Consider the following 21,670-nt stretch of genomic DNA (forward strand, 5'->3'; position numbering starts at 1 on the left):
ATCACTATGAATTCGTCTGAAGCGCCATCCGGCGTCGTGAAATCAGCGCCCGCACCACCAGCACCAGCATAATCAGCCACTCTGCCGCCAGTGCCGCCAGCACGGCGTAACGATAGCTGCCATGGGTTTGCAGCACCTGGCTGAACACCGTTCCCAGAACCATTGGCCCCAGACCAAACGCCGCCTGCTGCACCGTAGACAGCATCGCACTGCCTGAGCCGGCATGATCCTTCGGGACTTCCGCCAGACCGATGCGGAAGAAGCAGCTGACAATAAACGACTGCCCGAAGCCGATCAGTACCGTGGGCGGGATCAGCGACAACACGCCGATATGCTGCCAGTCGTTGCTAAAGGTCAGCATCAGCGCCAGCAGCCCGGCCATCTGTATCAGGCAGCCAGTCAAGAGGGTGGGCACTTTACCCACGCGCTCCACGACCCCCGTCGACACCAGCGATCCGAGAAAATAGGCCACCCCCAGTGCGATAAAGGCATTACCGGACTGAAAGGCGCTCATACCCAGGCCGGACTGCAGCGTCAGCGCCACCACAAACATAAAACCGCTCCAGCAGGAGAAGAACAGCACGGCGATCGACAGACCAAAGCGCACGCTGTAGAGTCGCAGCAGCGCGGGTGGCAGCAGGGGGGCGCCGCCCTGTTGCTCAATGCGTAACTCCACCTGCCACAGGCGTTTCAGCAGCAGAGGGAAGGCGGCCAGCAGGGCAATGCACGGCCACGACCAGTGCAGCAGCGGGCCTAACGCCAGCGCCACCAGCAGGCAGCCAATCGCCCCGGCCAGATACAGCGTTCCCGCCCAGTCAATCGGCACGCGATTTTGTTGCCGGGTTTCGGGAACGGTGCGTGGAGCCAGAGCCAGCACCAGCAGGCAGATGGGAATATTGATCAGGAACACGCTGCGCCAGCCGAAGCCGCCGGGATTCGCGTTAATCAGAAAACCACCGAGCACCTGACCGATGATAAACGCCATGCCGCCAATGCCACCGTACAGGCCGAGTGCGCGTGAATGTTCGCGACCGTGTAGCGTGACATGCAGGGTCGCGAGGATCTGCGGCACAACCAACGCCGCACCCATTCCCTGTAAGGCTCGCGCCAGCAGCAGCGTCCAGACATTCGGCGTGATACCACACAGCAGGGAGGCAATGCCAAACAGCAGCACCCCGATGCAGAAAATACGGCGACGGCCAAAGTTATCGCCAAGTCGGCTGCCCGTTGCCAGGCTGACGGCAAAGGCAATCCCATAGACGGCCACAATCAGCTCCAGCTGGATCGGGCTGGCATGCAGCGTGGCGGACATGGCGTCCAGCGCGACGTTTACGATAGAAAAATCAATCATCGGCAACAGCTGACCCGCCAGCAGCACCGCCAGACCGCTGCGGCCGAGAGCGCTGGAATCATAACCGCTTTTCATAATGTCTAACCCTTGTATTCATCAGTGTCCGGGCATAGCATCAGGGAAATCTGAAACGGGTACCAGTGCTTGATTATCATAGTACCCGCACTACCTGCCTGACTGGAGTCCCCATGAGCGAGATCCCGTTGCCGCTGAGCAGCAGCGAAAAAAACCGTCAGCTGCTGGCCACATTTTTACGCAGCCGCCGTGAAAGCATTGACCCCTCACGTCTGGGGATGCCGCACCATCGCTCACGGCGCACGCCGGGGCTGCGGCGCGAAGAGGTAGCGCAGCTGGCAGATGTTGGTGTGACCTGGTACACCTGGCTGGAGCAGGGCCGTGAGATCAAAGCGTCACCAAAAACACTGTCATCCATTGCGCAGGCGTTACAGTGTAACGAAGCGGAAACACAGCATCTGTTCAGGCTGGCGGGGCATCCGACCCCGGTAATGGCGGCGGCGAAAGCCTGTGCCAACGTGTCGGCGCACGGACAGATCCTTCTTGACAGTCTCAACCCCCTACCGGCAATTATTCAGACCCCGCGCTTCGATATTCTCGGCTACAACCCGGCGTGGTGTCGCCTGATGAATGTCGAGCTGGAAAGTATCGCCCCGGAAGACCGTAACTGTATTCTGCTGGCGTTCACCCACCCGCAGTGGCGTCAGGCGGTGGTCGATCAGGAGCAGCTGATGCCGCACATGGTGGCACTGTTCCGGACGCAGATGGCTGAGCACCTTGACGATCCGCGCTGGCAGGAACTGCTGGACCGGCTGCTGTCCGGCTCAGAGGAGTTTCGTGCGATGTGGCAGCGCTATGAAATCCGCGCCATCGACAATCACGTTAAGCGCTTCTACCATCCAGAGGTGGGCATTATCACGCTGCGCCAGAATAACTGGTGGTCAGCCCCGCGCAATGGCGACCGTCTGCTGGTGTATATCCCCAACGACGAGCAGAGCGCGGCGGCACTAAAACAGATTACTGACTGAAAAAATAGGGGCGGGGTATATCTCGCGCGATTTAAATGACACTGTTATTACAGGGAAAATTATGAATCAATTACCAACTGTTGCCGTGCTCGGACTGGGCGCGATGGGCCATGCATTCGCCGCTAATCTGCTGAAAAACGGCTTCACCGTCAGCGCCTGGAACCGCACGCGCACACGTGGCGAAGACCTGCAATCTGGCGGCCTGCAGCTGTGCGACAGCCCGCAGGAGGCCGTTGCCGGCGCCGATGTGGTGCTGGTAATGCTTTCGGACGGTACGACCACGCTCGCGGCCTGTGGGCTGATTTTACCCGCGATGAAAAACGGCGCGGTACTCTGCCAGATGGGCACCATCGGTGTGGAAGCTACGCAGCAGCTGATTGACAGCGTTCACGCACAGCGCCCGGATGTCGTCCTGCTGGACGCCCCGGTGTCCGGAACCAAAGCGCCTGCCGAGCAGGCCCAGATTCTGGTGCTGGCCAGCGGCGATCGTCAGCGTGCGGCAGCCATTGAGCCGGTATTTGCGGCCATTTCTAAAGGGGCTAAATGGCTCGGCGAGGCGGGTGCTGGCTCGAAAATGAAACTGGTGGCTAACGCCTGGCTGGTGTCTGTGATGCAGGGCGTGGCGGAAAGTACCCAGCTGGCACAACAGTTTGGTTTTACCCCGGAGGATTTCTGGCAGGTACTTGACGGGGGTCCGCTGGCCGCGCCTTACGTGAAGGGCAAGCTGGCGATGATCGCGGAGGGTGAGTATCCGGCCCAGATGCAGCTGACCTGGGCGCTGAAAGATGCACGACTGGCGCTGGAGGCCGCAGGTGACTTACCGATGCCGGGTCTGGAGACCATCGCTACGCACTGGCAGGGCGCTGTTGATGCCGGTTATGGTGATAAAGACCTCTCCGTCGTCTATCGCTACCTGCAGGATCAGATGAAAAATTAACCCAGCAGGCGGGCAGGGCGTCGTTTATAAATCCCTGCAAATCATCATGATATGGCTAATAGCCCATAGTGCTTAGTCCGTGCCTTCAAAAATGTTTCAAGGTTTGTTATATTATCAAACTCATGTATTTTATAGTTGACTGATTTTTAATGCTTTTTATTACAGTGATTCGTTCTCTGATGAATAGAAAAAAGCAAGGATCACATCATGCTTGATATTCGTTTTCCCACCGCCATGCAGATGGTGTTGTGTATCGCCAGGGCGGGTGATGAAGGTCATCGTTGTACCAGCAAGATTCTTGCCGACGGGCTGGATGCTAACCCCAGCTTCGTGCGCAAAATGATGGTGCCGCTGGCGCGTGACGGTATTATCGTCTCGACGCTTGGCCGCTGCGGCACAATCCGCCTCGGCCGCCCGGCTGACCAGATCACGCTGTGTGATATTTATACATCGGTGATTGAAGATAAACCGCTGATGGCAGGGCGGCCGGACGTTCCGGCGCTGTGCGTCGTCAGCGCGAATGCCTGCTGGTACTTCAAACAGCTGGCCAAAGAAGCGGAACAGGCTTCCCTTGACGTGCTGGCCAAACGCACCGTCGCTGACGCGCTGCGAGAAATTATGAGCCGTAACAGCCTTAACCCGGACCAGCGCTGCGCTTCCTGAGTCATCTCCTTTCCCCCGTACAGGCCGTGTCCGGGGGCTCTGCCTCACTCTTATTTGCTATAAAATCTTCCTCCCTGAAGGCGGAACGCATTACATTTAATGCAACAATAAAACTTGCATTATAGGGTCAGCTGTCTTAACGTATTTAAGTGCACCCGTTAAAGTTGCTTTTTACCGCCGACCAAACCAATCAGGGGAAGTATGATGAGCCATGATGATTTTATTAACGATCTCGTACAGTGGATCGATAGCCATATTGAAGGGAAAATGGATCTAGACACGGTATCTGCCCGTGCCGGTTATTCCAAATGGCACCTGCAGCGCATGTTTAAACAGCATACCGGCTATGCGCTGGGTGAGTATATTCGCGAACGCCGCCTGAAAAAATCCGCTGAACGTCTCGCAAGGGGCGGTGAGCCGATTCTGGATGTGGCGATCAGTTTTGGTTTTGACTCTCAGCAGTCGTTTAACCGCAGCTTCAAACGCCAGTTCGGTCAGTCACCGGGCGCATGGCGCCGTCAGGTGCAGGTTTCGTCCCACGCTGCATGATGACCGCGTTCCCCTGTGACGTGGACGGGCACGATAAGTCCGTCCACGCCAGAACCCCGTCCTGAAATCTCTTCCAGCACCTCAAAATCTTACCCCGTACTCTGAAAGCAAGACCCCGCTGCGGGTTCGCTTCGTCACGTCACTATGACCGCTCTCCGTCTCTAAAGAAAATAACAATCGCGCATTAACATTTGCAGACTGGCGTTATCCGCCATTGTATAAACCTTTGCCACAATTGATATTTTACCGCCGGTACAAAACACGGAATAGTCCTCCTACCCGACGGCAGTATAGAGGAGTGCTGAAGATGACCATCCGTAACCTGACAGCGGACGGGTCGGCAACACGCCAGGGCTGCCTGAATACCGTTACGGAGCCACTATGACCCAGATTACTTCACTACCGATCCTCGATTTCTCCCAGTTGGACGGCGATGCGGCACAGCAGCAGGCATTTCTGCAAAAGCTCAGCCGCTCGGCGCGTGACATCGGATTTTTCTATCTAATCAACCACGGCGTTGACACCGGGTTATCCGCCAGCGTGCAGCAGCTGTCACGCCAGTTTTTTGCACTGCCGGATGACGACAAGCAGCGGGTATCGATGATCCACTCCCCACACTTTCGCGGCTATAACCGTGCAGGGCTGGAAGTGACGCGCAGTCAGCCAGACTGGCGTGAACAGTTTGATATCGGTGCCGAACGCCCGGCGCTGCCGCTGCAGCGGGGCGATGCCGGCTGGAAACGCCTGCAGGGGCCGAACCTCTGGCCGGAAGCGCTGCCTGAGCTGAAACCCACGCTGCTGCACTGGCAGCGCGAGATGACCGCTATGTCCCAGCGTCTGCTGCGCGCGTTTGCCCAGGCGCTGGAGCTGGCCCCGGATGCATTTGACCCGCTGTACGGTGAAAAACCAAACGAGCATATCAAACTGATCCGCTATCCGGGTCAGACAGAAGCAGGCAGCAGTCAGGGCGTCGGAGCTCATAAAGATTCAGGCTTCCTCACTTTCCTGCTGCAGGACCAGCAGCGCGGTTTGCAGGTAGAGGTGGAACCGGACCATTGGGTGGATGCACTGCCGCTGGAAGGCGCTTTTGTGGTCAATATTGGTGAACTGCTGGAGCTGGCGAGCAATGGTTACCTGCGTGCCACCGTGCACCGGGTGGTATCACCGCCAAACGGACAGGAACGCCTGTCGATCGCCTTCTTCCTCGGCGCGCAGCTGGACGCGGTCGTCCCGGTGTTTACCTTGCCGGAAGAGATTGCGCGTCTGGCGCAGGGCCCGGCCAGCGATCCGCTCAATCCGCTGCTGCGCGATGTCGGCTGGAACTATCTGAAGGGGCGGTTGCGATCTCATCCGGACGTCGCTGCACGCTGGTATCAGGAACTACAACAACAACCACAACCTCAGCTCACCGTTTAATTAAGGAACTGCAATGACACCACAGGCTTCATTTTCCCTGGCAGGGATCGCCTTATCGCTGACTCTGGCTTTTTCCGCTCAGGCGGCCGATACGCTGCGCGTGGCGGCTGATGCCGTGCCGCACGCTGAAATTCTTAACTACGTGAAGAAAATCGATCCGTCGCTCGATATTAAAATTATTGAGCTGACCAGCGGCATTAACGCCAACGAACTGCTGGCGCACGGCGATGTCGATGCCAATTACTTTCAGCACGTTCCTTATCTGCGCGATCAGGAAAAAGCGCTGGGGCAGACCTTCAGCGTGGCGGCGACGGTGCATATCGAACCGTTAGGGATCTACTCACGCAAAGTGAAAAGTCTGAAAGACGTGCCGGATAAAGGCACCGTTGCGGTCCCTAATAATGTCACTAACCTGAGTCGCGCACTCTATCTGCTGCAAAGCCAGGGGCTGATTACGCTCAAACCGGGCTTCAGCGATCCGGCCAGAGATCAGGCCACGCCAAAAGATATCGCCACCAATCCTAAGCACCTGAAGATCCTTGAGGTGGAATCGCCCCAGATCCCGCGCGCGCTGGATGATGTTGACCTGGCGGTCATCAACGGCAACTACGCGCTGGAAGCGGGGCTGACCCCGGCGAAAGATGCGCTGGGGCTGGAAACGGCAAAAAATAACCCGTACGCCAATATTCTGGTTACCACGCCGCAGCTGGCGAACGACCCGCGCATTAAACAGCTGGCGAAGGATCTGGAGTCAAAGCAGGTGGCGGAGTTCATTCAGCAGAACTACAAAGGTTCAGTTATTCCGGTGGCAGGGCATTGATATGATTGAAATTGAGAATGTCACCCGCTGCTATCGTGATGCATCATTCCCGGCGCTGGATAATGTCTCGCTTACTATCCCCGATGGGGCGATATTCGGCATTCTCGGCCGCAGCGGCGCGGGGAAAAGTACCCTGATCCGCTGTCTCAATCTGCTTGAACGCCCTGATGCCGGTCGGGTGATCGTTGACGGTGAGGATATCACGCGCCTGAGCCCGGCGGCCCTGCGCCAGCAGCGCCAGCGCAGCGGTATGATCTTTCAGCATTTCAACCTGTTGCACTCCCGTAACGTGGCAGACAACGTGGCGGTTCCGCTGGAAATCGCCGGTGTCAGAGCCGCACAGCGACGTGAGCGCGTCGCAGAACTGCTGGAACTGGTGGGGCTGAGTGATAAAGCCGCCGCTTTTCCCTCGCAGCTTTCCGGCGGGCAGCAGCAGCGGGTAGGCATTGCGCGCGCGCTGGCGGCAGAGCCGGCCTGGCTGCTGTGTGATGAAGCTACCAGCGCGCTCGACGTGGAGACCACGGCATCGGTGCTGGCGTTGCTGCAGCAGATCAACCAGCAGTTTGGCCTGACCATCGTGATGATCACCCACCAGATGGAGGTGGTGAAAGCGATTTGTGACCACGCGGCACTGCTGGAAAACGGGCGGATTATTGAGAGCGGGGCGCTGAACAGCCTGCTGCGTCAGCCCGGTTCGGTCCTGCGCCAGGCGCTGCTGCACGATCCTCTGGCTGAACAGCGCTTTCTGCAACGTAACGGCATTACCGGAGGTGAGCTGTGCGCGGTAGCGTAGATCTGAATGAATACTGGGCGCTGATGTCGGCGGCGACGCTGGAAACCTTATATATGGTGGCGCTGGCCGGCCTGTTTACGCTGCTGATCGGCCTGCCGCTCGGCGTCTTGCTGAAGGTGGGTCGGTCCGACGGCATTCTTCCGCTTCCGCGTATCAATGCGCTGCTGGGGGCGGTCATCAACACCGGCCGTTCGCTGCCGTTTGTCGTACTGCTGATCGCCCTGATCCCACTGACGCGTATGATTGTCGGAACCACGCTGGGCAGCAGTGCGGCAGTGGTGCCCATCACGATTGGCGCTATCCCGTTCTTTGCCCGTATCGTGGAAAATGCGCTGGACGAGGTAGCCAGAGGTCGCATCGAAGCCATTGTCTCGATGGGCGGCACTGGCTGGCATGTGATCAGTAAAGTCCTGCTGCCGGAAGCGCTTCCTGCGCTGCTGGCAGGGATGACGCTGACGCTGGTGATGCTGATCGGCTTCTCATCAATGGCGGGCGTGATCGGCGGCGGCGGGCTGGGTGACCTGGCGATCCGCTACGGCTATCAGCGTTTCAATCAACCGGTGATGATTGGCACCGTGGCGATGCTGGTGCTGATGGTGCAGGGGGTGCAGATGGCCGGCGACCGTCTGGTTCGCCGTCTGGCGCATCGCCGTTAATATGACAATAACTTGAATAATTTTGGGTATACTGTCTGAATTCGCTTCACTTTTTTCCTTTCAGACAGGATTTGTCATGGAAATACGGAACGTCAACCGGGAACAGCTATGTCAGGCTGCCAGCTTCGGGCTGATTTTTATTGCGCTGTTCGCCATTTTCCCGCTACGTTTGTTGCCCTGTTTTCTCGCCGGCTTCATTGTTTATGAAACCATTCTGGCCCTGACACCGCTGGTTGAACGGCTGGTGAAAGGGCAGATTGCCCGCTGGATCAGCATCATGTTTCTCAGCGTGGTGATTATCCTCTCGCTGGTAACCGGCATCACCAAGCTGATCGGTTTCCTGCTGCATGACTTTCAGAACCCCGCCGCCTTCCACGCCACCGCCAGCAAGCTGCTGGAAGATGCCCAGCACACCCTGTCGCCGGTGATTACCCGCTATCTGCCCTCCGATATCGACGAACTGCAAAATCAGGTGGTGACCTGGCTGCGTGAACACCTTGTCGTGGTGCAGACCTTTGGCCGCAGTGCCGCGCATACCTTTGCCACTATGCTGATTGGGATGCTGCTCGGCGCGATTATCTCGCTGCGTAACAGCAGCGCCAGTCGTCCGGAAGCCCCGCTGAGAGAGGCGATACTTGACCGCCTGACCACGCTGGCCGCCGCGTTTCACAACGTGGTGTTTGCTCAGATAAAAGTATCGCTGGTCAATACCGTGCTGACCTGCGGTTTTCTGTTCGCCGTGCTGCCGCTGTTTGGTCTGCACTTCCCGTTTGCCAAAACGGTGGTGGTGCTGACCTTCATCGCCGGGCTGCTGCCCATTATCGGCAATCTGATCTCGAATACGGTAATTGTGCTGATCGGCCTCTCTATTTCACTGGAGGCCGCCCTGATTGCGCTGATTTACCTGGTGCTGATCCACAAGCTGGAGTACTTCATCAATGCCCGCATTTTTGGCAGCCGCATCAGCGCGAAAACCTGGGAAATCCTGCTGGCGATGCTGGTGTTTGAGTCAGCCTTTGGCCTTGCGGGGGTGGTAGCCGCCCCGGTGTATTACGCCTATCTGAAAGCGGAACTGCGCGCTGCCAGACTGATTTAATCCTGCACTCCCGTCCGGGCGGCTGCCCGGACTGAAGGAGACTGTCCATGTCGCTGTTTTCCACGCTGTTCCATCAAATCTTTATTTCGATGCCGCTGTTTGTGCTGATCGCCCTCGGCTGGCTGCTGGTGCGCTGGCGACAGTGGCCGGAGAGTGTGACCAGCGCCATTAACCGACTGGTGTTCCGCGTGGCGCTTCCTGCGATGCTGTTCCGCCTGATGTGTGACTTCAGCAAGGGACCCCCGGTGGATGCCCGCCTGCTGATCGCATTTTTTGGCGGCTGCCTGCTGGTGTTTATTTTTGGCCGGGTGGTGGCTGCACGGGTGTTTAAACTCGACGGCGTGTCCGGGTCGGTGTTTGCCCTCGGCGGGATCTTCTCCAATAACGTATTGCTCGGCCTGCCGATCGCCAGAGTGATGCTTGGCGACGAGGCGATTCCGTCGGTGGCGCTGGTGCTGGTATTTAATGGTCTGATCCTGTGGACGCTGGCGACCGTCTCGGTCGAGTGGTTTAAACACGGCGCGCTCAACCTGAAAGGGTTTGGTCATACGGCGATTAACGTGCTGAAAAATCCGCTGATTATTGGCATTCTTTCCGGCACCCTGTTCAGTCTGAGCGGGCTGCCGCTGCCGGTATTTATCGACCAGCCGGTCACCATGCTCGGACAGATTGCGGTTCCACTGGCGCTGGTAGCGCTGGGTATGAGCCTGGCGGGATACCGCATCAAAGAGGGACTTGCTGTCAGCTACGCTCTGAGCGGCATTAAACTGATCGTACAGCCGCTGGTGGTGTGGGGGCTGGCGTGGCTGATAGGTCTGCCGCCACTGGAGAGTAAAGTGGTGGTGCTGCTGGCCTCCATGGCCGTTGGCATCAACGTCTATCTGATGTCGCAGCAGTTTAACGCGCTGACCGGGCCCGCGGCGACCAGTATGTTGCTGACAACAATATTCTCAGCCGCGACGACACCGGTTATGATGCTGATGATGGATTGGGCATATGGGTGAGTGAGGGAAAATGTGGGTTTAAAAGCTCTTCTGTAAAACCCGGCAGTTTTACACTGCCACGACCTTCCATGACCCACTTGGTAGACAATCCGGTTAAACCAATGAGTGCCAGTCAGCATTACTTGGGTCATTTCCTTCATTACGCTGTTTCCTGAAGCGCCAATCCCGGATCAGGCAGTTAAAACAGCGTTTTCCCTGTCCTCAACGCGTTTGCCCAGCGTAGTTTGTAGGTCCAGTTCTCATCCAGCGCACCGATGGAAAAAATCATTTTCTTCCTTTTTTCCTCACACATCTTTTTTGCGGCCTGTATGTTCTTCCACATCACTAAACTTCCCGGACTCAGGTCTGAATAACAGGGCTGCACGCCACCGTTAGGAATATCAAAGTATATTTTTTCTGAACTTTCTGAAAACAGAGCAAGATCGATAGCACAAGGGGCATCCCCGATAAAAAGGACCTTGCCAAAAAAAAGATGTCGCAGCGTTTTTATCACATCAAGCAGGTCATTTTTTTCATAACAGCGCACCTGACCTTTGAAACGTGCATTAAATAAATAGAGATAAAGAGCAGCCAGTTCCTCTGCGGAAATAGAGGACTGATCGACACAGATTCCGTCTGATTTAAGAAACCGATTAAATTCATTCCTCCTGTTTTTATCGCTCTTGGGTGAACCTGTTTCTTTCACTATGCACACTTTATTTTTTCTCGCCAGCGTGTAATTAGCATTGATGATATTATCTTTTAGCCGGTGTGAAAGTCGGTTACTTTTTTCCGGAAACCACACTCTGGTGGAGGGTTCAAGCGGAAAAAAAATCTCATCATATGAAAAAGGATAGCGTCTCCAGATATCAGCCCCCAGACTTTTCTCACCAATAACCGGGTAAGCTCCGACAATAACGCCTTCCTTTTCGCAGTGAAAGTAACTGACTTTTTCACCGCTTCTTTTCGCCACAAAATCAACCACATCAGGATGTACGTTGATGCTGCCGCCATACTGCTCAAAGATGTTCCTGTACGTTTCGGCGTTCGAATTTTCCCAGCCAAAAAAAAGTCTTTTTAATCGCCTCATAGATTGTTAGCGTGCTCACCAATAGTCATATTATGAAAAACAGGGTAACTGACTATTATCAAGATTTGTTTAAGGGCAGGGTGAGAACTTTCTCAATAATGCAATATAAACTGTAAAAACACCGGTTAATAATCAACGGCCTTGATTAAATATTGATTATTCCCTGGTTTGGTTATCAATCCCGCTAAGACACCTCGCTGTATCTGACGATATCTAAACTCAGTCTAAACTCTCAAGATTTGCTGATTGACTGACCAGTGGCTTGAAGATAAAAAACCTCTTACCTGCCCCGTTAATAAGGATATTATCATTATGTTGACTAAATTACTGGTTCTGACACTCTCTGCCCCTGTCTGTTTTACGGCCATCGCCGATCCCGAAAAACGCATTTTTACCCCTGAAAATATTAGCGGTGAAATAGGCTTCGGTACGCTGAGCGGCAAAAGCAAAGAGCGTGTGTACGACACAGATACCGGCGGAAAGAAGATCAGTCAGCTCGACTGGCAATACAGCCACGCGGCAATCATTAAGGGCGCTTTAGACTGGGATCTCATGCCCTGGATAGCGATCGGGGCTTCAGGATGGACAACGCTGGCCAGTCGCGGCGGTAAAATGCAGGATACTGACTGGCTCGACGACGACCAGCAGGGCTGGACTGACCGCAGCAAGCACCCGAACAGCCGTTTAAATTTCGCCAATGAATTTGATATTCATCTGACAGGCTGGCTGCTTAATAAGGCGGACTATCGCATTGGCGTGATGGCGGGTTACCAGGAGAGCCGCTACAGCTTCAAATCGACCGGCGGCAGCTACCACTACAGCGACATAGAAACCGGATTACCTGACATCGGATCTTTCCCTTCTGACACCACGGTCATCGGCTATAAACAACGCTTTAAAGTGCCATACATTGGCCTGACAGGGCATTACCGCTATCAGCAGTTTGAGCTTGAGGGGGCGTTTAAATACAGTGGCTGGGTGCGTTCGTCTGATAGCGACCAGCACTACCTGGCAGAGAAAATCTTTAATGACCGTTTCAGGAGGCAGAATTTCTTCTCTCTGGCCGGAAACGTTGGTTACTATCTGACTCCTGATACAAAAGTGTATGTAGAGGGAGCCTGGAACCGTACCACCAATAAAAGAGGGCTCCTTCACCTTGACGACAGCGATGGCAGCGAGCTAACCGTAGACAAGTCAGCCGGCTTAGAAAACTATAACTTCATCACGACGGTCGGTCTGAAGTACGCTTTCTGAATCCAGGGCCGGGAGCGCCTGCTGGCTATTCCATCTGCGTGGCCACCGGCCATCAAAAATAAAAAACCCGGCATACGCCGGGTGGTAAATCTGTACCATTAATGGAACCAGCAACGATCCCGCGATAAGAATAGTCCTAGGTTGCGAAAGCGCCAGTCAAAGCGCAAAAAAAAATTCTCTTTCCCTCTCTGTCGCGTACAAGCGTGATGAATGTTGCGATTTCGTTAAATATAGATTGCTGATAAATCATTTATTTCATTACTCTTCATAACAGTGTGGCGTATTTCATTTTACCCGCACGGACATCATGCCGCCTCTGGAGAAGAATAATGAAACATATGAAAAAACTGCTGCTGGTTGCGGCGCTGAGCTGTTCCACCTCTTCGCTGGCAGAAACTATCGGCGTGTCGATGGCCTATTTTGACCAGAATTTCCTGACCATCATTCGCCAGGCTATCGATAAAGAAGCCAAAGCACGCGGCATTACCGTGCAGTTCGAAGATGCGCGCGGTGACGTGGGCCGTCAGACCGATCAGGTGCAGGCTTTTCTCAGCGCCGGGGTGGATGCCATTATCGTTGACCCGGTGAATTCGGCAGGCACGCCTGCTATGACTAAACTGGTCAGTCAGGCTAAAGTCCCACTGGTGTATGTCAACCGTACGCCGGGTGATAAAACGCTGCCTGCGGGCGTGGTGTTTGTCGGCTCGGATGAAAAACAGTCCGGAACCTTACAGATGGAAGAGCTGGCACGCCTTGCCAACTATCAGGGCAACGTTGGCGTGATGATTGGTAACCTGAGCGATGCCGGGGCACTACAGCGTACCAAAGACGTCGAGATGGTGGTGGCGAAATACCCAAAAATGAAAGTGGTACAGAAGCAGACCGCCAACTACTCCCGCAGCGAAGGTATGGACCTGATGCTGAGCTGGATCAGCAACGGTGAAAAGATTGATATTGTCGCGGCCAATAACGATGAGATGGCGATTGGCGCGATTATGGCGCTTCAACAGTCTGGTAATAAACAGAGTAAAGTGCTGGTCGGCGGCATCGATGCTACCCCGGACGGACTGAACGCGATGGCTTCAGGCAGGATGCAGGTCACGGTGTTTCAGGATGCGGTCGGGCAGGGTAAAGCCTCGGTTGATGTTGCTCAGCGGATGATCAAAGGGGAGAAGGTCAGTTCCTGGCACTGGATACCGTTCGAGCTGGTGACCCCGCAAAACATGAATAAGTATCAGGATAAATAGCCCTCGCTGAGTCCCGCTCCTGCAGCGCCAGCACAGGCTGTAGCGCGGGAAGTTCACCCCTGCGTTGCGCCGGTTATCAGGTTATTATCACCAATTAATCCCTGATCTTTCCCCTACGCCACGCATCTTCTGTTTGCTAAACTGCGCCCATGAATAAAAAATTAATTATTGCCGCCATCCTGGCGGTGGTTGCCAGCTATGCCGGACTGCGCGAGCAGGGGGCGCAGGATAAACCTGCCGCCCGTCACTCACCGTCGGTTTCCACCCGTCAGAGCAGCGGTGACGATATCAGCCAGCTGACGCAGCAGCAGCGCGTGGCGGACTATCTGCGTCAGCACCAGCAGCTTCCGGGTTACTACATCCGCAAAGGCGAAGCGCGCAGCCAGGGCTGGGACCCGTCAAAAGGCAATCTGTGTCAGGTGCTGCCGGGACGTGCGATAGGCGGCGATCGCTTCAGCAACCGCGAAGGGGGCCTGCCGGAGAAAAACGGACGACGCTGGTTTGAAGCAGACGTCAACTACCAGTGCGGGCGGCGCGGGACGGATCGTATGCTCTATTCCAGCGACGGTCTGATCTACGTGACCCGCGACCATTATCGCCACTTCGACCAGGTAAACTGAGATGCAGATGGTGACGTTTGATTTACAGCATATCCGCGATGCCGGTGAGTTTTACCGCCAGTTCGCCCGCCGGTTTGACCTGTGCTACTTCGGTGACAATCTGGATGCGCTGTGGGACATGCTGACAGCGGGCATTCCGCTACCGCTGCGGATTACCTTACGCCACCTGCACCATCATCCGCACCAGGCTGAGCTGGAGCGGATCCTTAGGGTGATGCAGGAAGCGGAAGAGGAGACCGGCGGGGCATTCAGCGTTCGCGTCAACGCCATGCCCGCCGGGGATTAACGACGGATCAGTTTTAAAATCTGCGCCAGCTTCTCGCGCTGTTCCGGGCTGATTTCCCGCGAAGCGGCATAGCCCGCATTCTGCACAATCATCTCATTGAGCCCGACCAGCCAGTCGTAGATATAAAATGCCGCATGATTATTTGGTTTCAGCGCCAGCCGCGTCAGACGCTGCCCCGGACCAAGATTAACGGTCTGCGCTTCCGGTTTGGCAAAGATTTTCTGCCCACGGTTGATACGGCTTTCCGGACGCTGGGCTTCCGCTAGCTGCTGGAAGCCCAGCCAGGCCACGAAATCACCCAGTACGCTCAGCGCACGCGACACCTGGCGGTCAGCAATCTGTTCTGCCGGCAGGCCCTGTGCATCGCTGTCGGCCAGCACCCGCACCAGAGAGTTCTCCAGCTCCTGGCGCACGCTGGCGGTGATCAGCTCTTCTGTCAGCATCTCCAGCGTAGGCTTACTGACGCCGAGCAGCTCCAGCAGCGGGCCGTTATCCGGCAGCAGACGCAGCTGGTTCACCCAGTGGCGGTAAACGCTCTGCGCAAATTCCGCCTCCTGGTCCACCGCCGGGGCGCTGTGATAGCTCGACTGTACGGCGGTCAGCGGCTCGTCGCTTAACAGGTCAATGGTCATTCCGATACCAAAAGGATCGTCCTCGCTGATGCTGTACTCATCGGCGGCGGTGCGTTCGGTACGCAGCTGACGCTGCAGGAACAGGTGACGCAGGGTATCGCGCACCGGCACCAGACGCTCCAGCAGTTCACCGTGCACCCCGGTACGGGTTTGCAGAGCTTTCAGCAGGGTTTCGGCAATGCGCAGGCGCTCCGCCGGATCCTCACCTTCAGCCGCCTGATACCAGCGGCCGAGCAGGTTGTCACTCAGCTCGCGCTGGATCTCCGCCCGCTGTGTGGCGATGCGCGTCAGCTTGCTGTCGGGGCGCACCTCGTTGACCAGATAACCGGCCATACGCTGCACGCCTTTCTCATCCATTGCCAGCATCGCACCCCAGGCATCGCCGGGGTTGCCGACAAAACGCTGCACGGCGGCATCATGATTATGGCCGTGGGTAATGCGCTGGTCGAAGGGGGTCATTGCCCAGATCAAACCCGGTTTGCGTCCGCTGCGCAGGGCGGTGGTTTCGCCCTGCGTCTGCTTCACCCAGAAGTCGAGCAGGCGGCCAATATGGCGGGTTTCATTCCGGTGGGCTGATGCGCTGCACACCAGCAGATGCGTCACGTCCTGCTGCACGGCGGCACGCTGCAACAAATAAGGGCGGCGCGCCTGCAGGAACTCCAGCGCCAGCTCGTGCTGTTCATCGTCCGGCAGCACCGTCAGCTCAATAAAACCAGGGAAGTCGAGCAGATCAACCTCGGTAAACAGTTCTTCGCGCGGCGCGCTGTACAGCGGCAGCAGCACTTCTCGGCTCAGCAACGTCAGCTCTGCCAGCGCCACGTTGACCGGGGCCAGGCTGCGGCCGTTATGGCGCGGGATCACCTGTAACGTCAGGTCGGCGGTAGCGTTAAACTGGCTGACGCCGGAGCTGTTCAGCAGGCTGTAAGAGGGTTCATCCAGCACGCTCAGCGGGGCCAGCACCTGAGGGACGCACGAGAGGTGATGCAGCACGTGGGCCAGCTGGCGATACAGCGCGGTCAGCTGGCGATCTTCACCCCACAGCAGCGAGAACAGGCGGGCGCGATCGTCCACGCCCAGCAGCGGCGCCAACTCCACCGCCTGCGGCCAGAAATGACTTTCCAGCGCGCTGTTGCGTGCCAGGCCGATCTTCAGCGTGTCCCACAGCGCCACCATCTGATGACGATTAACGCCTTCAACCGGTTCCGGCTGGCGGTACATGGCCACATTCTGTACCCGTTCACCCAGTTGGGATTCATCCAGAGGCGTGACAACGTCACTACCGCGCTGCGCGTATTGCAGCGCCAGCACGGCAACCAGCTCGGACTCGTTGAGCAGGGCCAGCTGAACCGGCCAGCTGCTGTCACTGCTCTGCTGCTGACCGCTGAAGCGCATCACCAGATTAGCGGTGTGCTGCTGAGGGTTCAGCTGGCTACTGTAGTCCAGTACGCTGTTGCCCAGTGCGCATTCCAGACGGCCTTTTTCACTCGCTGCCAGTGCGCCAATCAGGTAAGACTTACCCGCCTGCGCCAGCCCAAACAGGCCGATGGCACAGTTTTGTGAGGTGTGGCGTGCCAGCACGCTGGCGTGGTTGTGCTGGCGCAGCAGCTTAATGGCTAAGCGGTCGGCTTCCATATTCAGGCGCGGGGCCTGCTGGCGGTTAAGATCCAGCCACTCCAGCGCCTGCTCAATGCCCTGAGTCAGGGCATCACGCTTTTTATTCGCCTGTGCGCTGAGGATTTTATTGAGAGATTTCATTTTTTATAGACGCTCCCGCTGTCAATCCAGTAATGCGCCATACCTGAGGCGCTGCTGGCCAGCGTATTCAGGCGCAGGCGCAGGTGTTCCAGCGGCACCTGGCTGCCGTCATCAAGAGTGGCATCGGCAATATCAAAACGTTCCGGGCCAAATTCGCCAAACGGACGGCTGACCGCCAGTTTGATACGTAAGACTTTATCCCCGGCGACGCTGCGCGCCAGCTGCGAGTCAACAATGGTCAGCGTATACAGCGGGGACGCTGGCCAGCGGTCGTTATCCAGCTGGCGGAAGCCGAGGGTAATCGCGCCGCGCACCTGGAAACGGCTGCGCACGTCCAGATTAAAGCTCTGCTGATCAAGGTCGATATCGCTGTACCAGACGTTATCCGCCGTCAGCGCACCGGTGCCGTCCAGCATACCCAGATAGCGGATGGTCGAATAGGGCTGGAAATCACCGGCTTTAAACCAGAAATTCGCCAGGCGCAGGTCGAGCGACAGCAGGCAGAGCATCGCGCCGACGGCCGCCGTCGATTTCGGATTCTCGATTTTCCCCTGCTTGTTAAACGGATACCAGTCGTTGGTGTGATAGCCATCCAGCGACAGAATACGGCTCACCGGCAGCGGTTGCAGATGGCGGAACAGCGCCTGCACGCCGGGGAAGCGCGAGGGGCGTCCGGTCAGCAGCAGCACGTCACAATCGTAGACCGCGACCACTTCCGACATGGAACGCAGGCTGTGGGTAATATTCATGCGCGGCGACAGGAACTCGGCGTGCAGCTTGCTGAGACGCACAATCAGCGGTACCGCCAGGATATCAAAGCCCTTGGCTTCGCCCGGCAGCTCGCGCTGAATCTCACGGTTAATATAGTCGAGCAGTTTCTCCGTCGGGGCCTGCGCCAGCAGCTCACCGAAGCGGGCGTCAATTTCTGCCGTCAGGTCGAGCGGATCGAACGTCTCATAGGCTTCGAGGATCGCCTGTCCCAGCGGGATGAACAGCTGTAGCGTCACCTGCTGACGCAGCGTAGAGTGCCCGTCAAGACGGCCTTCGTGGCCAAACAGACGGGTCATTACCGCTTCCGGGTTGACCATGCCGGCCTGCTTGAACGCGGCCTGTAACGCCGGCAGCACGTAAAGCTGGATGACATCCAGCAGGATATCGTCTCCCGCCAGTTTGAAGCCTTCGCGGAACAGCAGGCGCGGCATAATTTTCACGTTATTGCCCACGCCGTCGTCGAGGCGGTACTGAGTGATCGCCAGGTCGGTGGTGCCGCCGCCAATATCAATCGAGGCGATACGCAGGGTTTTTCCTGCCGGTTCGTCCGCCGCGCGGGCGCGATCGGGGCGCGCCATGCTGGCAAAGAAGGCCTCGGCGCGGCCGCCGAAGTTGACCTGGGTTTCGTTATACAGATAAACCATCTGCCCGCAGGTGGCTTCATCCCACTCCATCTGCACGTCCGGCACCGGCACGCTGCTTTTCGCCTTGTCCTGCACGCTGGTGAAGTCGTCGTCCATCGGATGCCAGCCCATCGCTTTCCACACCAGCGCGATGGCTTCCTGCATACGGCGGCGGAAGATCTCACGCTCAGGCTTCGGCATCGCGGAGGGCAGGGTCAGGATAATATTACGCAGCTGGCGTGGGGCGCTGCTGTGCAGCATTTTCTGGCGCTGCAGCGGGCTGTTCATCTGTAGCAGCGCCTGCGCCAGCAGTTCGGAGAGCATCAGGCTCATCACTGAACTACGGCTGTAGTGCGGGGCGAACACCGGCAGACGCTCTTCCAGCGGAATACTGTACAGCGGCTGGCCTTCGTCATTGATCAGATAGGTCAGCGGCAGTGCGGTGGCCAGCGGCTCCTGCTGCACGTTGCCCGGCGTGCGGCTGAAGCGCCAGCCCGGCGTATAGCTCTCTTCATCCCACAGGTAGCGGCGCGGGCTGGAGAGGCCGGTGGCCCCCTCCGTACCAAGGCGCTGTAAGGCCAGTTGCCCGGCTTCACGCCCGACACGGGTGATGGACGGCCAGATAAAGGCATCATCGCGTCCGCTTTCCAGCGAGAAATTCTGCTTGCCGAAGCTGGCCTGGGCGAACTCCACGCGGCTTTCAAACAGCTCGTTATACAGCTGATGGGGTTCACTGAGGTTGCGCATCTGTAATTCGTAAGTGTGCTTCAGCCCCTGGTGGTCGTCCACATGGTCTTCAACCATAATGCCGCAGGTGTGTGAGTTCCCCACGTCGAGGATGAGATCCACGGCAATCGCCGGTTCCTGCAGTGTCGCCGCGCTGATTTTCAGCTCCGGCACCGACAGCTGCTGCCCCAGCAGATGCAGAATATTCAGATAGTGCGCCTGGTATTCAAATTCGCGCAGCGAAGCTTTGATATTGACCTGCGGGCGCTGTTCCAGCGCGGCGGCCGCCTGGCTGAAGCTTTCACGCAGCCAGCCGTCAACCCAGGTGTGGTCGAGGAACTCACCCAGCTCATCGCTGCGGTGTGCCAGCGCAAAGTTCACGCCGTTTTTCACATCATTTTCGTTCAGCGCCAGCGACTCATCGGCGCCATCCGCCCAGACTCTGGTATCAAATGCCAGCACCACGCGGTGGGTGTTGCCGTTAGCATCCGTTTTATCCAGCGCTACCACGCGTACGCGCGCCCAGTTATCAGGGCCGCCAATAAAGGTACGCGGCGGATTAAAGCGGAAAAAGGGCAGCGGCAGCCACTGGCCGTTCAGCAGCTTCAGCGACTGTGCCAGCGGGAAGCTTGACTCCGGCTTCACCACTTCAGGAGGCGTACCCGCCGCCTGAGGCAGCAGATACTTTCCGGTCTGGGCATTGTAGTTGAGGCGCAGCAGCGGGCCGTTCGCCGTCTGGCGGACGAATTTACCCGGCCAGTCGGCATTCAGATCGGCGGTCAGGGCAAAGTCGAGGAACTGGATGCCGCTGTTCTGTACCAGCGTCATGTTCGGTTTGAAATCAGCAATTGTCGCCAGCATTATGATTTACTCTCACGCTTCATGGTCATCGGCAGCACGGTGTCGGCATTGTAGCTGCCGCTGCACTCGGCAGGTCCGGTCAGACCCTGTTTACACACCAGCTCAGGCATCTGATAGCGCGAACCGTCGCTGCAACGCGCCTTAGTGCGGCTGTTAATCACCAGGTTACCGGAAGACATCAGCCCGGCGAACACGTCTACCTTGCAGCTCACGCCGTCACCCTGGGTGATGCGCGCCGTGCCTTTGCCGTTTTTCATCTGGTATTTCAGCATCGGCGGGGTGCCGGTCGGCAGGTTTTTCTGCACCAGCACGCGCCAGTTGCCGTTGAGGAATTTGGTTGAGCCAATTTTTACCGCATCACCCGGTAATACCAGGTCATCTTTGGCTACCGGTCGAGCATCGGTGGCAGATTCAGGGGCGGTAACTGGCGCGGGTTCTGAGACCGCTGCGGGTGCCGCAACCGGCGCAATCACCGCCGCCGCCAGCGGTAGCGTAGTGGTTTTTACCGCAGCCACAGGCGGCTTTTCAGCAACAGCGGCTAGCGCAGGTTGAGGAGCCGGTGACTGATCGGCCGGCGCTGCCTGAGCGGCGACCGGGGCTTCCGGGGCCGCTTCCGCGGGTTTGTCGCTGCCCTTTTTCATCTGCACGCCAAAGGTCACCAGCAGCGCCACGGCAGGAATAATCCAGCTGTAGCGCAGCCAGGCTTTTGCCTGAGGCTTTGCCACCGCCGCAGGAGCGGCAGGCTGAGATTCGGTCATTACCTCTTCTTCCGGTTCGTCGATAATCTCCAGGGCAGGCATTGGCGGGACGACCACCGCAGGCGGTTCAGGAGGGGCAGGTGGAACCGGATCGGGCGTAATCAGCGGGGCTATTACCGGGGAAACGGATGCCGCAATTGACGGTGGCGTCACCAGCGCGGCAGGCGCGAGGCGCGACAGGCCGGGCGGGGGAAGAACCTCTTCTTCCATACGCAGGCAGTCGAAGGCATCCTGACGCGATTTTTTATCCAGGCTGACAAAGCCCCAGAAGGTGATAACCGGCTTGCCGCCGACCAGGTAAACATAGTTCTGGTCGGGAAACTGCAGAGCTTTATTCAGCAGGGCACCGAACAGTTTCTGGCTGGGTTTCTCGGACTGCTGGGCACGTTCGCCTATCTCCGCAATGGCGGTCTGGCAGGCCAGCAGCTGATTGAGTGCGGTGGTGCGGGCGCTGTTGCTGGCGGCAGCCCAGGAAGTCACTTTACCGTCAACCGGGGAATACCAGTCCAGGCGATTGCCGGCATCGTTTGGCTGAGGGATCGCCAGGCAGTCAGCAATTTGTGACTGTTTTCTCAGGCGCAGGGTTTCGCGCAGTTGCAATGCCGACAGATAAACCGGCTGCCCGTTCTCGCCAAGAGCGAGAACAGCGTCAAGATTACCGCTGCGTAAGAAGATTTTTGCCACGCAAAAGACCTTATAGTCAGAGTTCGGAAGAAAAAGCGTGAGTAATCAGGATACTT

19 protein-coding genes are annotated in these 21,670 nt (G+C 57.2%); 14 read left to right on the top strand and 5 right to left on the bottom strand.

From position 1 onward, the window contains the following. Nucleotides 1–4: 4 nt before the first annotated feature. Complete coding sequence (locus ABEH87_RS03550) at nucleotides 5–1,426, bottom strand: MFS transporter (protein ID WP_346573945.1); 1,422 nt, start codon at nucleotides 1,424–1,426, stop codon at nucleotides 5–7. A gap of 113 nt (nucleotides 1,427–1,539) precedes the next feature. Between ABEH87_RS03550 and ABEH87_RS03555 the strand changes: the two genes are divergently transcribed. From ABEH87_RS03555 to ABEH87_RS03600, 10 genes are all read left to right on the top strand, one after another. Continuing rightward, complete coding sequence (locus tag ABEH87_RS03555; RefSeq protein ID WP_346573946.1) at nucleotides 1,540–2,394, top strand: helix-turn-helix transcriptional regulator; 855 nt, start codon at nucleotides 1,540–1,542, stop codon at nucleotides 2,392–2,394. A gap of 61 nt (nucleotides 2,395–2,455) precedes the next feature. Then, on the top strand, nucleotides 2,456–3,331 hold the full coding sequence (locus tag ABEH87_RS03560; RefSeq protein WP_346573948.1) for an NAD(P)-dependent oxidoreductase: 876 nt from the start codon (nucleotides 2,456–2,458) through the stop codon (nucleotides 3,329–3,331). Nucleotides 3,332–3,538: 207 nt separating this feature from the next. After that, a complete protein-coding gene (locus ABEH87_RS03565; RefSeq protein ID WP_346573949.1) occupies nucleotides 3,539–3,994 on the top strand; it encodes an Rrf2 family transcriptional regulator in 456 nt (151 codons plus the stop codon). Nucleotides 3,995–4,198: 204 nt separating this feature from the next. Next, nucleotides 4,199–4,543, top strand: coding sequence for a helix-turn-helix domain-containing protein (locus tag ABEH87_RS03570; RefSeq protein WP_346574569.1), 345 nt, complete (start codon nucleotides 4,199–4,201; stop codon nucleotides 4,541–4,543). 381 nt (nucleotides 4,544–4,924) lie between these two features. Next, nucleotides 4,925–5,959, top strand: coding sequence for an isopenicillin N synthase family oxygenase (locus ABEH87_RS03575; RefSeq protein WP_346573951.1), 1,035 nt, complete (start codon nucleotides 4,925–4,927; stop codon nucleotides 5,957–5,959). A 13-nt stretch (nucleotides 5,960–5,972) separates the two neighbouring features. Continuing rightward, entirely contained in the window at nucleotides 5,973–6,779 is an 807-nt protein-coding gene (locus ABEH87_RS03580) for a MetQ/NlpA family ABC transporter substrate-binding protein (protein ID WP_346573952.1), read from the top strand. Between the two features lies 1 nt (nucleotide 6,780). Next, nucleotides 6,781–7,572 (top strand): methionine ABC transporter ATP-binding protein, encoded by a 792-nt coding sequence (locus ABEH87_RS03585; protein WP_346573954.1) that lies wholly within the window; start codon nucleotides 6,781–6,783, stop codon nucleotides 7,570–7,572. 23 nt (nucleotides 7,573–7,595) lie between these two features. After that, nucleotides 7,596–8,228, top strand: a complete 633-nt coding sequence (locus ABEH87_RS03590; protein ID WP_346574570.1) for a methionine ABC transporter permease — start codon at nucleotides 7,596–7,598, stop codon at nucleotides 8,226–8,228. A 76-nt stretch (nucleotides 8,229–8,304) separates the two neighbouring features. After that, entirely contained in the window at nucleotides 8,305–9,324 is a 1,020-nt protein-coding gene (locus ABEH87_RS03595; RefSeq protein ID WP_346573956.1) for an AI-2E family transporter, read from the top strand. Between the two features lie 47 nt (nucleotides 9,325–9,371). Next, the gene (locus ABEH87_RS03600) at nucleotides 9,372–10,328 is read left to right on the top strand and encodes an AEC family transporter (RefSeq protein WP_346573957.1); all 957 of its coding nucleotides are present in this window, start codon (nucleotides 9,372–9,374) and stop codon (nucleotides 10,326–10,328) included. Between the two features lie 178 nt (nucleotides 10,329–10,506). Here the strand turns inward: ABEH87_RS03600 and ABEH87_RS03605 are convergent, their stop codons facing one another. Beyond that, nucleotides 10,507–11,397: a hypothetical protein gene (locus ABEH87_RS03605; RefSeq protein ID WP_346573959.1), complete on the bottom strand. Its 891-nt coding sequence runs from the start codon at nucleotides 11,395–11,397 to the stop codon at nucleotides 10,507–10,509. A 312-nt stretch (nucleotides 11,398–11,709) separates the two neighbouring features. Between ABEH87_RS03605 and ABEH87_RS03610 the strand changes: the two genes are divergently transcribed. The 4 genes from ABEH87_RS03610 to ABEH87_RS03625 all read left to right on the top strand — a co-directional run bounded on the left by ABEH87_RS03610 (nucleotide 11,710) and on the right by ABEH87_RS03625 (nucleotide 14,804). Continuing rightward, nucleotides 11,710–12,651: an omptin family outer membrane protease gene (locus ABEH87_RS03610; RefSeq protein WP_346573961.1), complete on the top strand. Its 942-nt coding sequence runs from the start codon at nucleotides 11,710–11,712 to the stop codon at nucleotides 12,649–12,651. Nucleotides 12,652–12,980: 329 nt separating this feature from the next. After that, complete coding sequence (locus tag ABEH87_RS03615) at nucleotides 12,981–13,898, top strand: sugar ABC transporter substrate-binding protein (RefSeq protein ID WP_346573963.1); 918 nt, start codon at nucleotides 12,981–12,983, stop codon at nucleotides 13,896–13,898. 149 nt (nucleotides 13,899–14,047) lie between these two features. Continuing rightward, a complete protein-coding gene (locus ABEH87_RS03620) occupies nucleotides 14,048–14,518 on the top strand; it encodes a ribonuclease domain-containing protein (RefSeq protein WP_346573965.1) in 471 nt (156 codons plus the stop codon). Between the two features lies 1 nt (nucleotide 14,519). Continuing rightward, nucleotides 14,520–14,804: a barstar family protein gene (locus ABEH87_RS03625; RefSeq protein WP_346573967.1), complete on the top strand. Its 285-nt coding sequence runs from the start codon at nucleotides 14,520–14,522 to the stop codon at nucleotides 14,802–14,804. On the opposite strand, the gene ABEH87_RS03630 is transcribed toward ABEH87_RS03625, so the two are convergent. Genes ABEH87_RS03630 through ABEH87_RS03640 form a run of 3 tightly spaced genes read right to left on the bottom strand, consistent with a single transcriptional unit; the run spans nucleotide 14,801 to nucleotide 21,614 of the window. Continuing rightward, nucleotides 14,801–17,191 (bottom strand): virulence factor SrfC family protein, encoded by a 2,391-nt coding sequence (locus ABEH87_RS03630; protein WP_346573969.1) that lies wholly within the window; start codon nucleotides 17,189–17,191, stop codon nucleotides 14,801–14,803. The genes ABEH87_RS03625 and ABEH87_RS03630 overlap by 4 nt on opposite strands. Next, nucleotides 17,188–20,172 carry a virulence factor SrfB gene (locus ABEH87_RS03635; protein ID WP_346573971.1) on the bottom strand — a complete coding sequence of 995 codons (2,985 nt, stop codon included), beginning with the start codon at nucleotides 20,170–20,172 and terminating at the stop codon, nucleotides 17,188–17,190. Before ABEH87_RS03635 ends, ABEH87_RS03630 begins: the two co-directional genes overlap by 4 nt. After that, nucleotides 20,172–21,614: an SrfA family protein gene (locus ABEH87_RS03640; RefSeq protein WP_346573973.1), complete on the bottom strand. Its 1,443-nt coding sequence runs from the start codon at nucleotides 21,612–21,614 to the stop codon at nucleotides 20,172–20,174. The genes ABEH87_RS03635 and ABEH87_RS03640 overlap by 1 nt, the downstream gene beginning before the upstream one ends. Between the last annotated feature and the right edge of the window lie 56 nt (nucleotides 21,615–21,670).

Origin of the sequence: Erwinia sp. Eh17-17, assembly GCF_039675725.1 — a bacterium.
GTDB lineage: Bacteria > Pseudomonadota > Gammaproteobacteria > Enterobacterales > Enterobacteriaceae > Erwinia.

Excerpts from the sequence above, each read along its gene's own strand:
- ABEH87_RS03550 (WP_346573945.1), bottom strand. The coding sequence starts at position 1,426 with ATGAAAAGCGGTTATGATTCCAGCGCTCTCGGCCGCAGCGGTCTGGCG.
- ABEH87_RS03555 (WP_346573946.1), top strand. The coding sequence starts at position 1,540 with ATGAGCGAGATCCCGTTGCCGCTGAGCAGCAGCGAAAAAAACCGTCAG.
- ABEH87_RS03560 (WP_346573948.1), top strand. The coding sequence starts at position 2,456 with ATGAATCAATTACCAACTGTTGCCGTGCTCGGACTGGGCGCGATGGGC.
- ABEH87_RS03565 (WP_346573949.1), top strand. The coding sequence starts at position 3,539 with ATGCTTGATATTCGTTTTCCCACCGCCATGCAGATGGTGTTGTGTATC.
- ABEH87_RS03570 (WP_346574569.1), top strand. The coding sequence starts at position 4,199 with ATGAGCCATGATGATTTTATTAACGATCTCGTACAGTGGATCGATAGC.
- ABEH87_RS03575 (WP_346573951.1), top strand. The coding sequence starts at position 4,925 with ATGACCCAGATTACTTCACTACCGATCCTCGATTTCTCCCAGTTGGAC.
- ABEH87_RS03580 (WP_346573952.1), top strand. The coding sequence starts at position 5,973 with ATGACACCACAGGCTTCATTTTCCCTGGCAGGGATCGCCTTATCGCTG.
- ABEH87_RS03585 (WP_346573954.1), top strand. The coding sequence starts at position 6,781 with ATGATTGAAATTGAGAATGTCACCCGCTGCTATCGTGATGCATCATTC.
- ABEH87_RS03590 (WP_346574570.1), top strand. The coding sequence starts at position 7,596 with ATGTCGGCGGCGACGCTGGAAACCTTATATATGGTGGCGCTGGCCGGC.
- ABEH87_RS03595 (WP_346573956.1), top strand. The coding sequence starts at position 8,305 with ATGGAAATACGGAACGTCAACCGGGAACAGCTATGTCAGGCTGCCAGC.
- ABEH87_RS03600 (WP_346573957.1), top strand. The coding sequence starts at position 9,372 with ATGTCGCTGTTTTCCACGCTGTTCCATCAAATCTTTATTTCGATGCCG.
- ABEH87_RS03605 (WP_346573959.1), bottom strand. The coding sequence starts at position 11,397 with ATGAGGCGATTAAAAAGACTTTTTTTTGGCTGGGAAAATTCGAACGCC.
- ABEH87_RS03610 (WP_346573961.1), top strand. The coding sequence starts at position 11,710 with ATGTTGACTAAATTACTGGTTCTGACACTCTCTGCCCCTGTCTGTTTT.
- ABEH87_RS03615 (WP_346573963.1), top strand. The coding sequence starts at position 12,981 with ATGAAACATATGAAAAAACTGCTGCTGGTTGCGGCGCTGAGCTGTTCC.
- ABEH87_RS03620 (WP_346573965.1), top strand. The coding sequence starts at position 14,048 with ATGAATAAAAAATTAATTATTGCCGCCATCCTGGCGGTGGTTGCCAGC.
- ABEH87_RS03625 (WP_346573967.1), top strand. The coding sequence starts at position 14,520 with ATGCAGATGGTGACGTTTGATTTACAGCATATCCGCGATGCCGGTGAG.
- ABEH87_RS03630 (WP_346573969.1), bottom strand. The coding sequence starts at position 17,191 with ATGAAATCTCTCAATAAAATCCTCAGCGCACAGGCGAATAAAAAGCGT.
- ABEH87_RS03635 (WP_346573971.1), bottom strand. The coding sequence starts at position 20,172 with ATGCTGGCGACAATTGCTGATTTCAAACCGAACATGACGCTGGTACAG.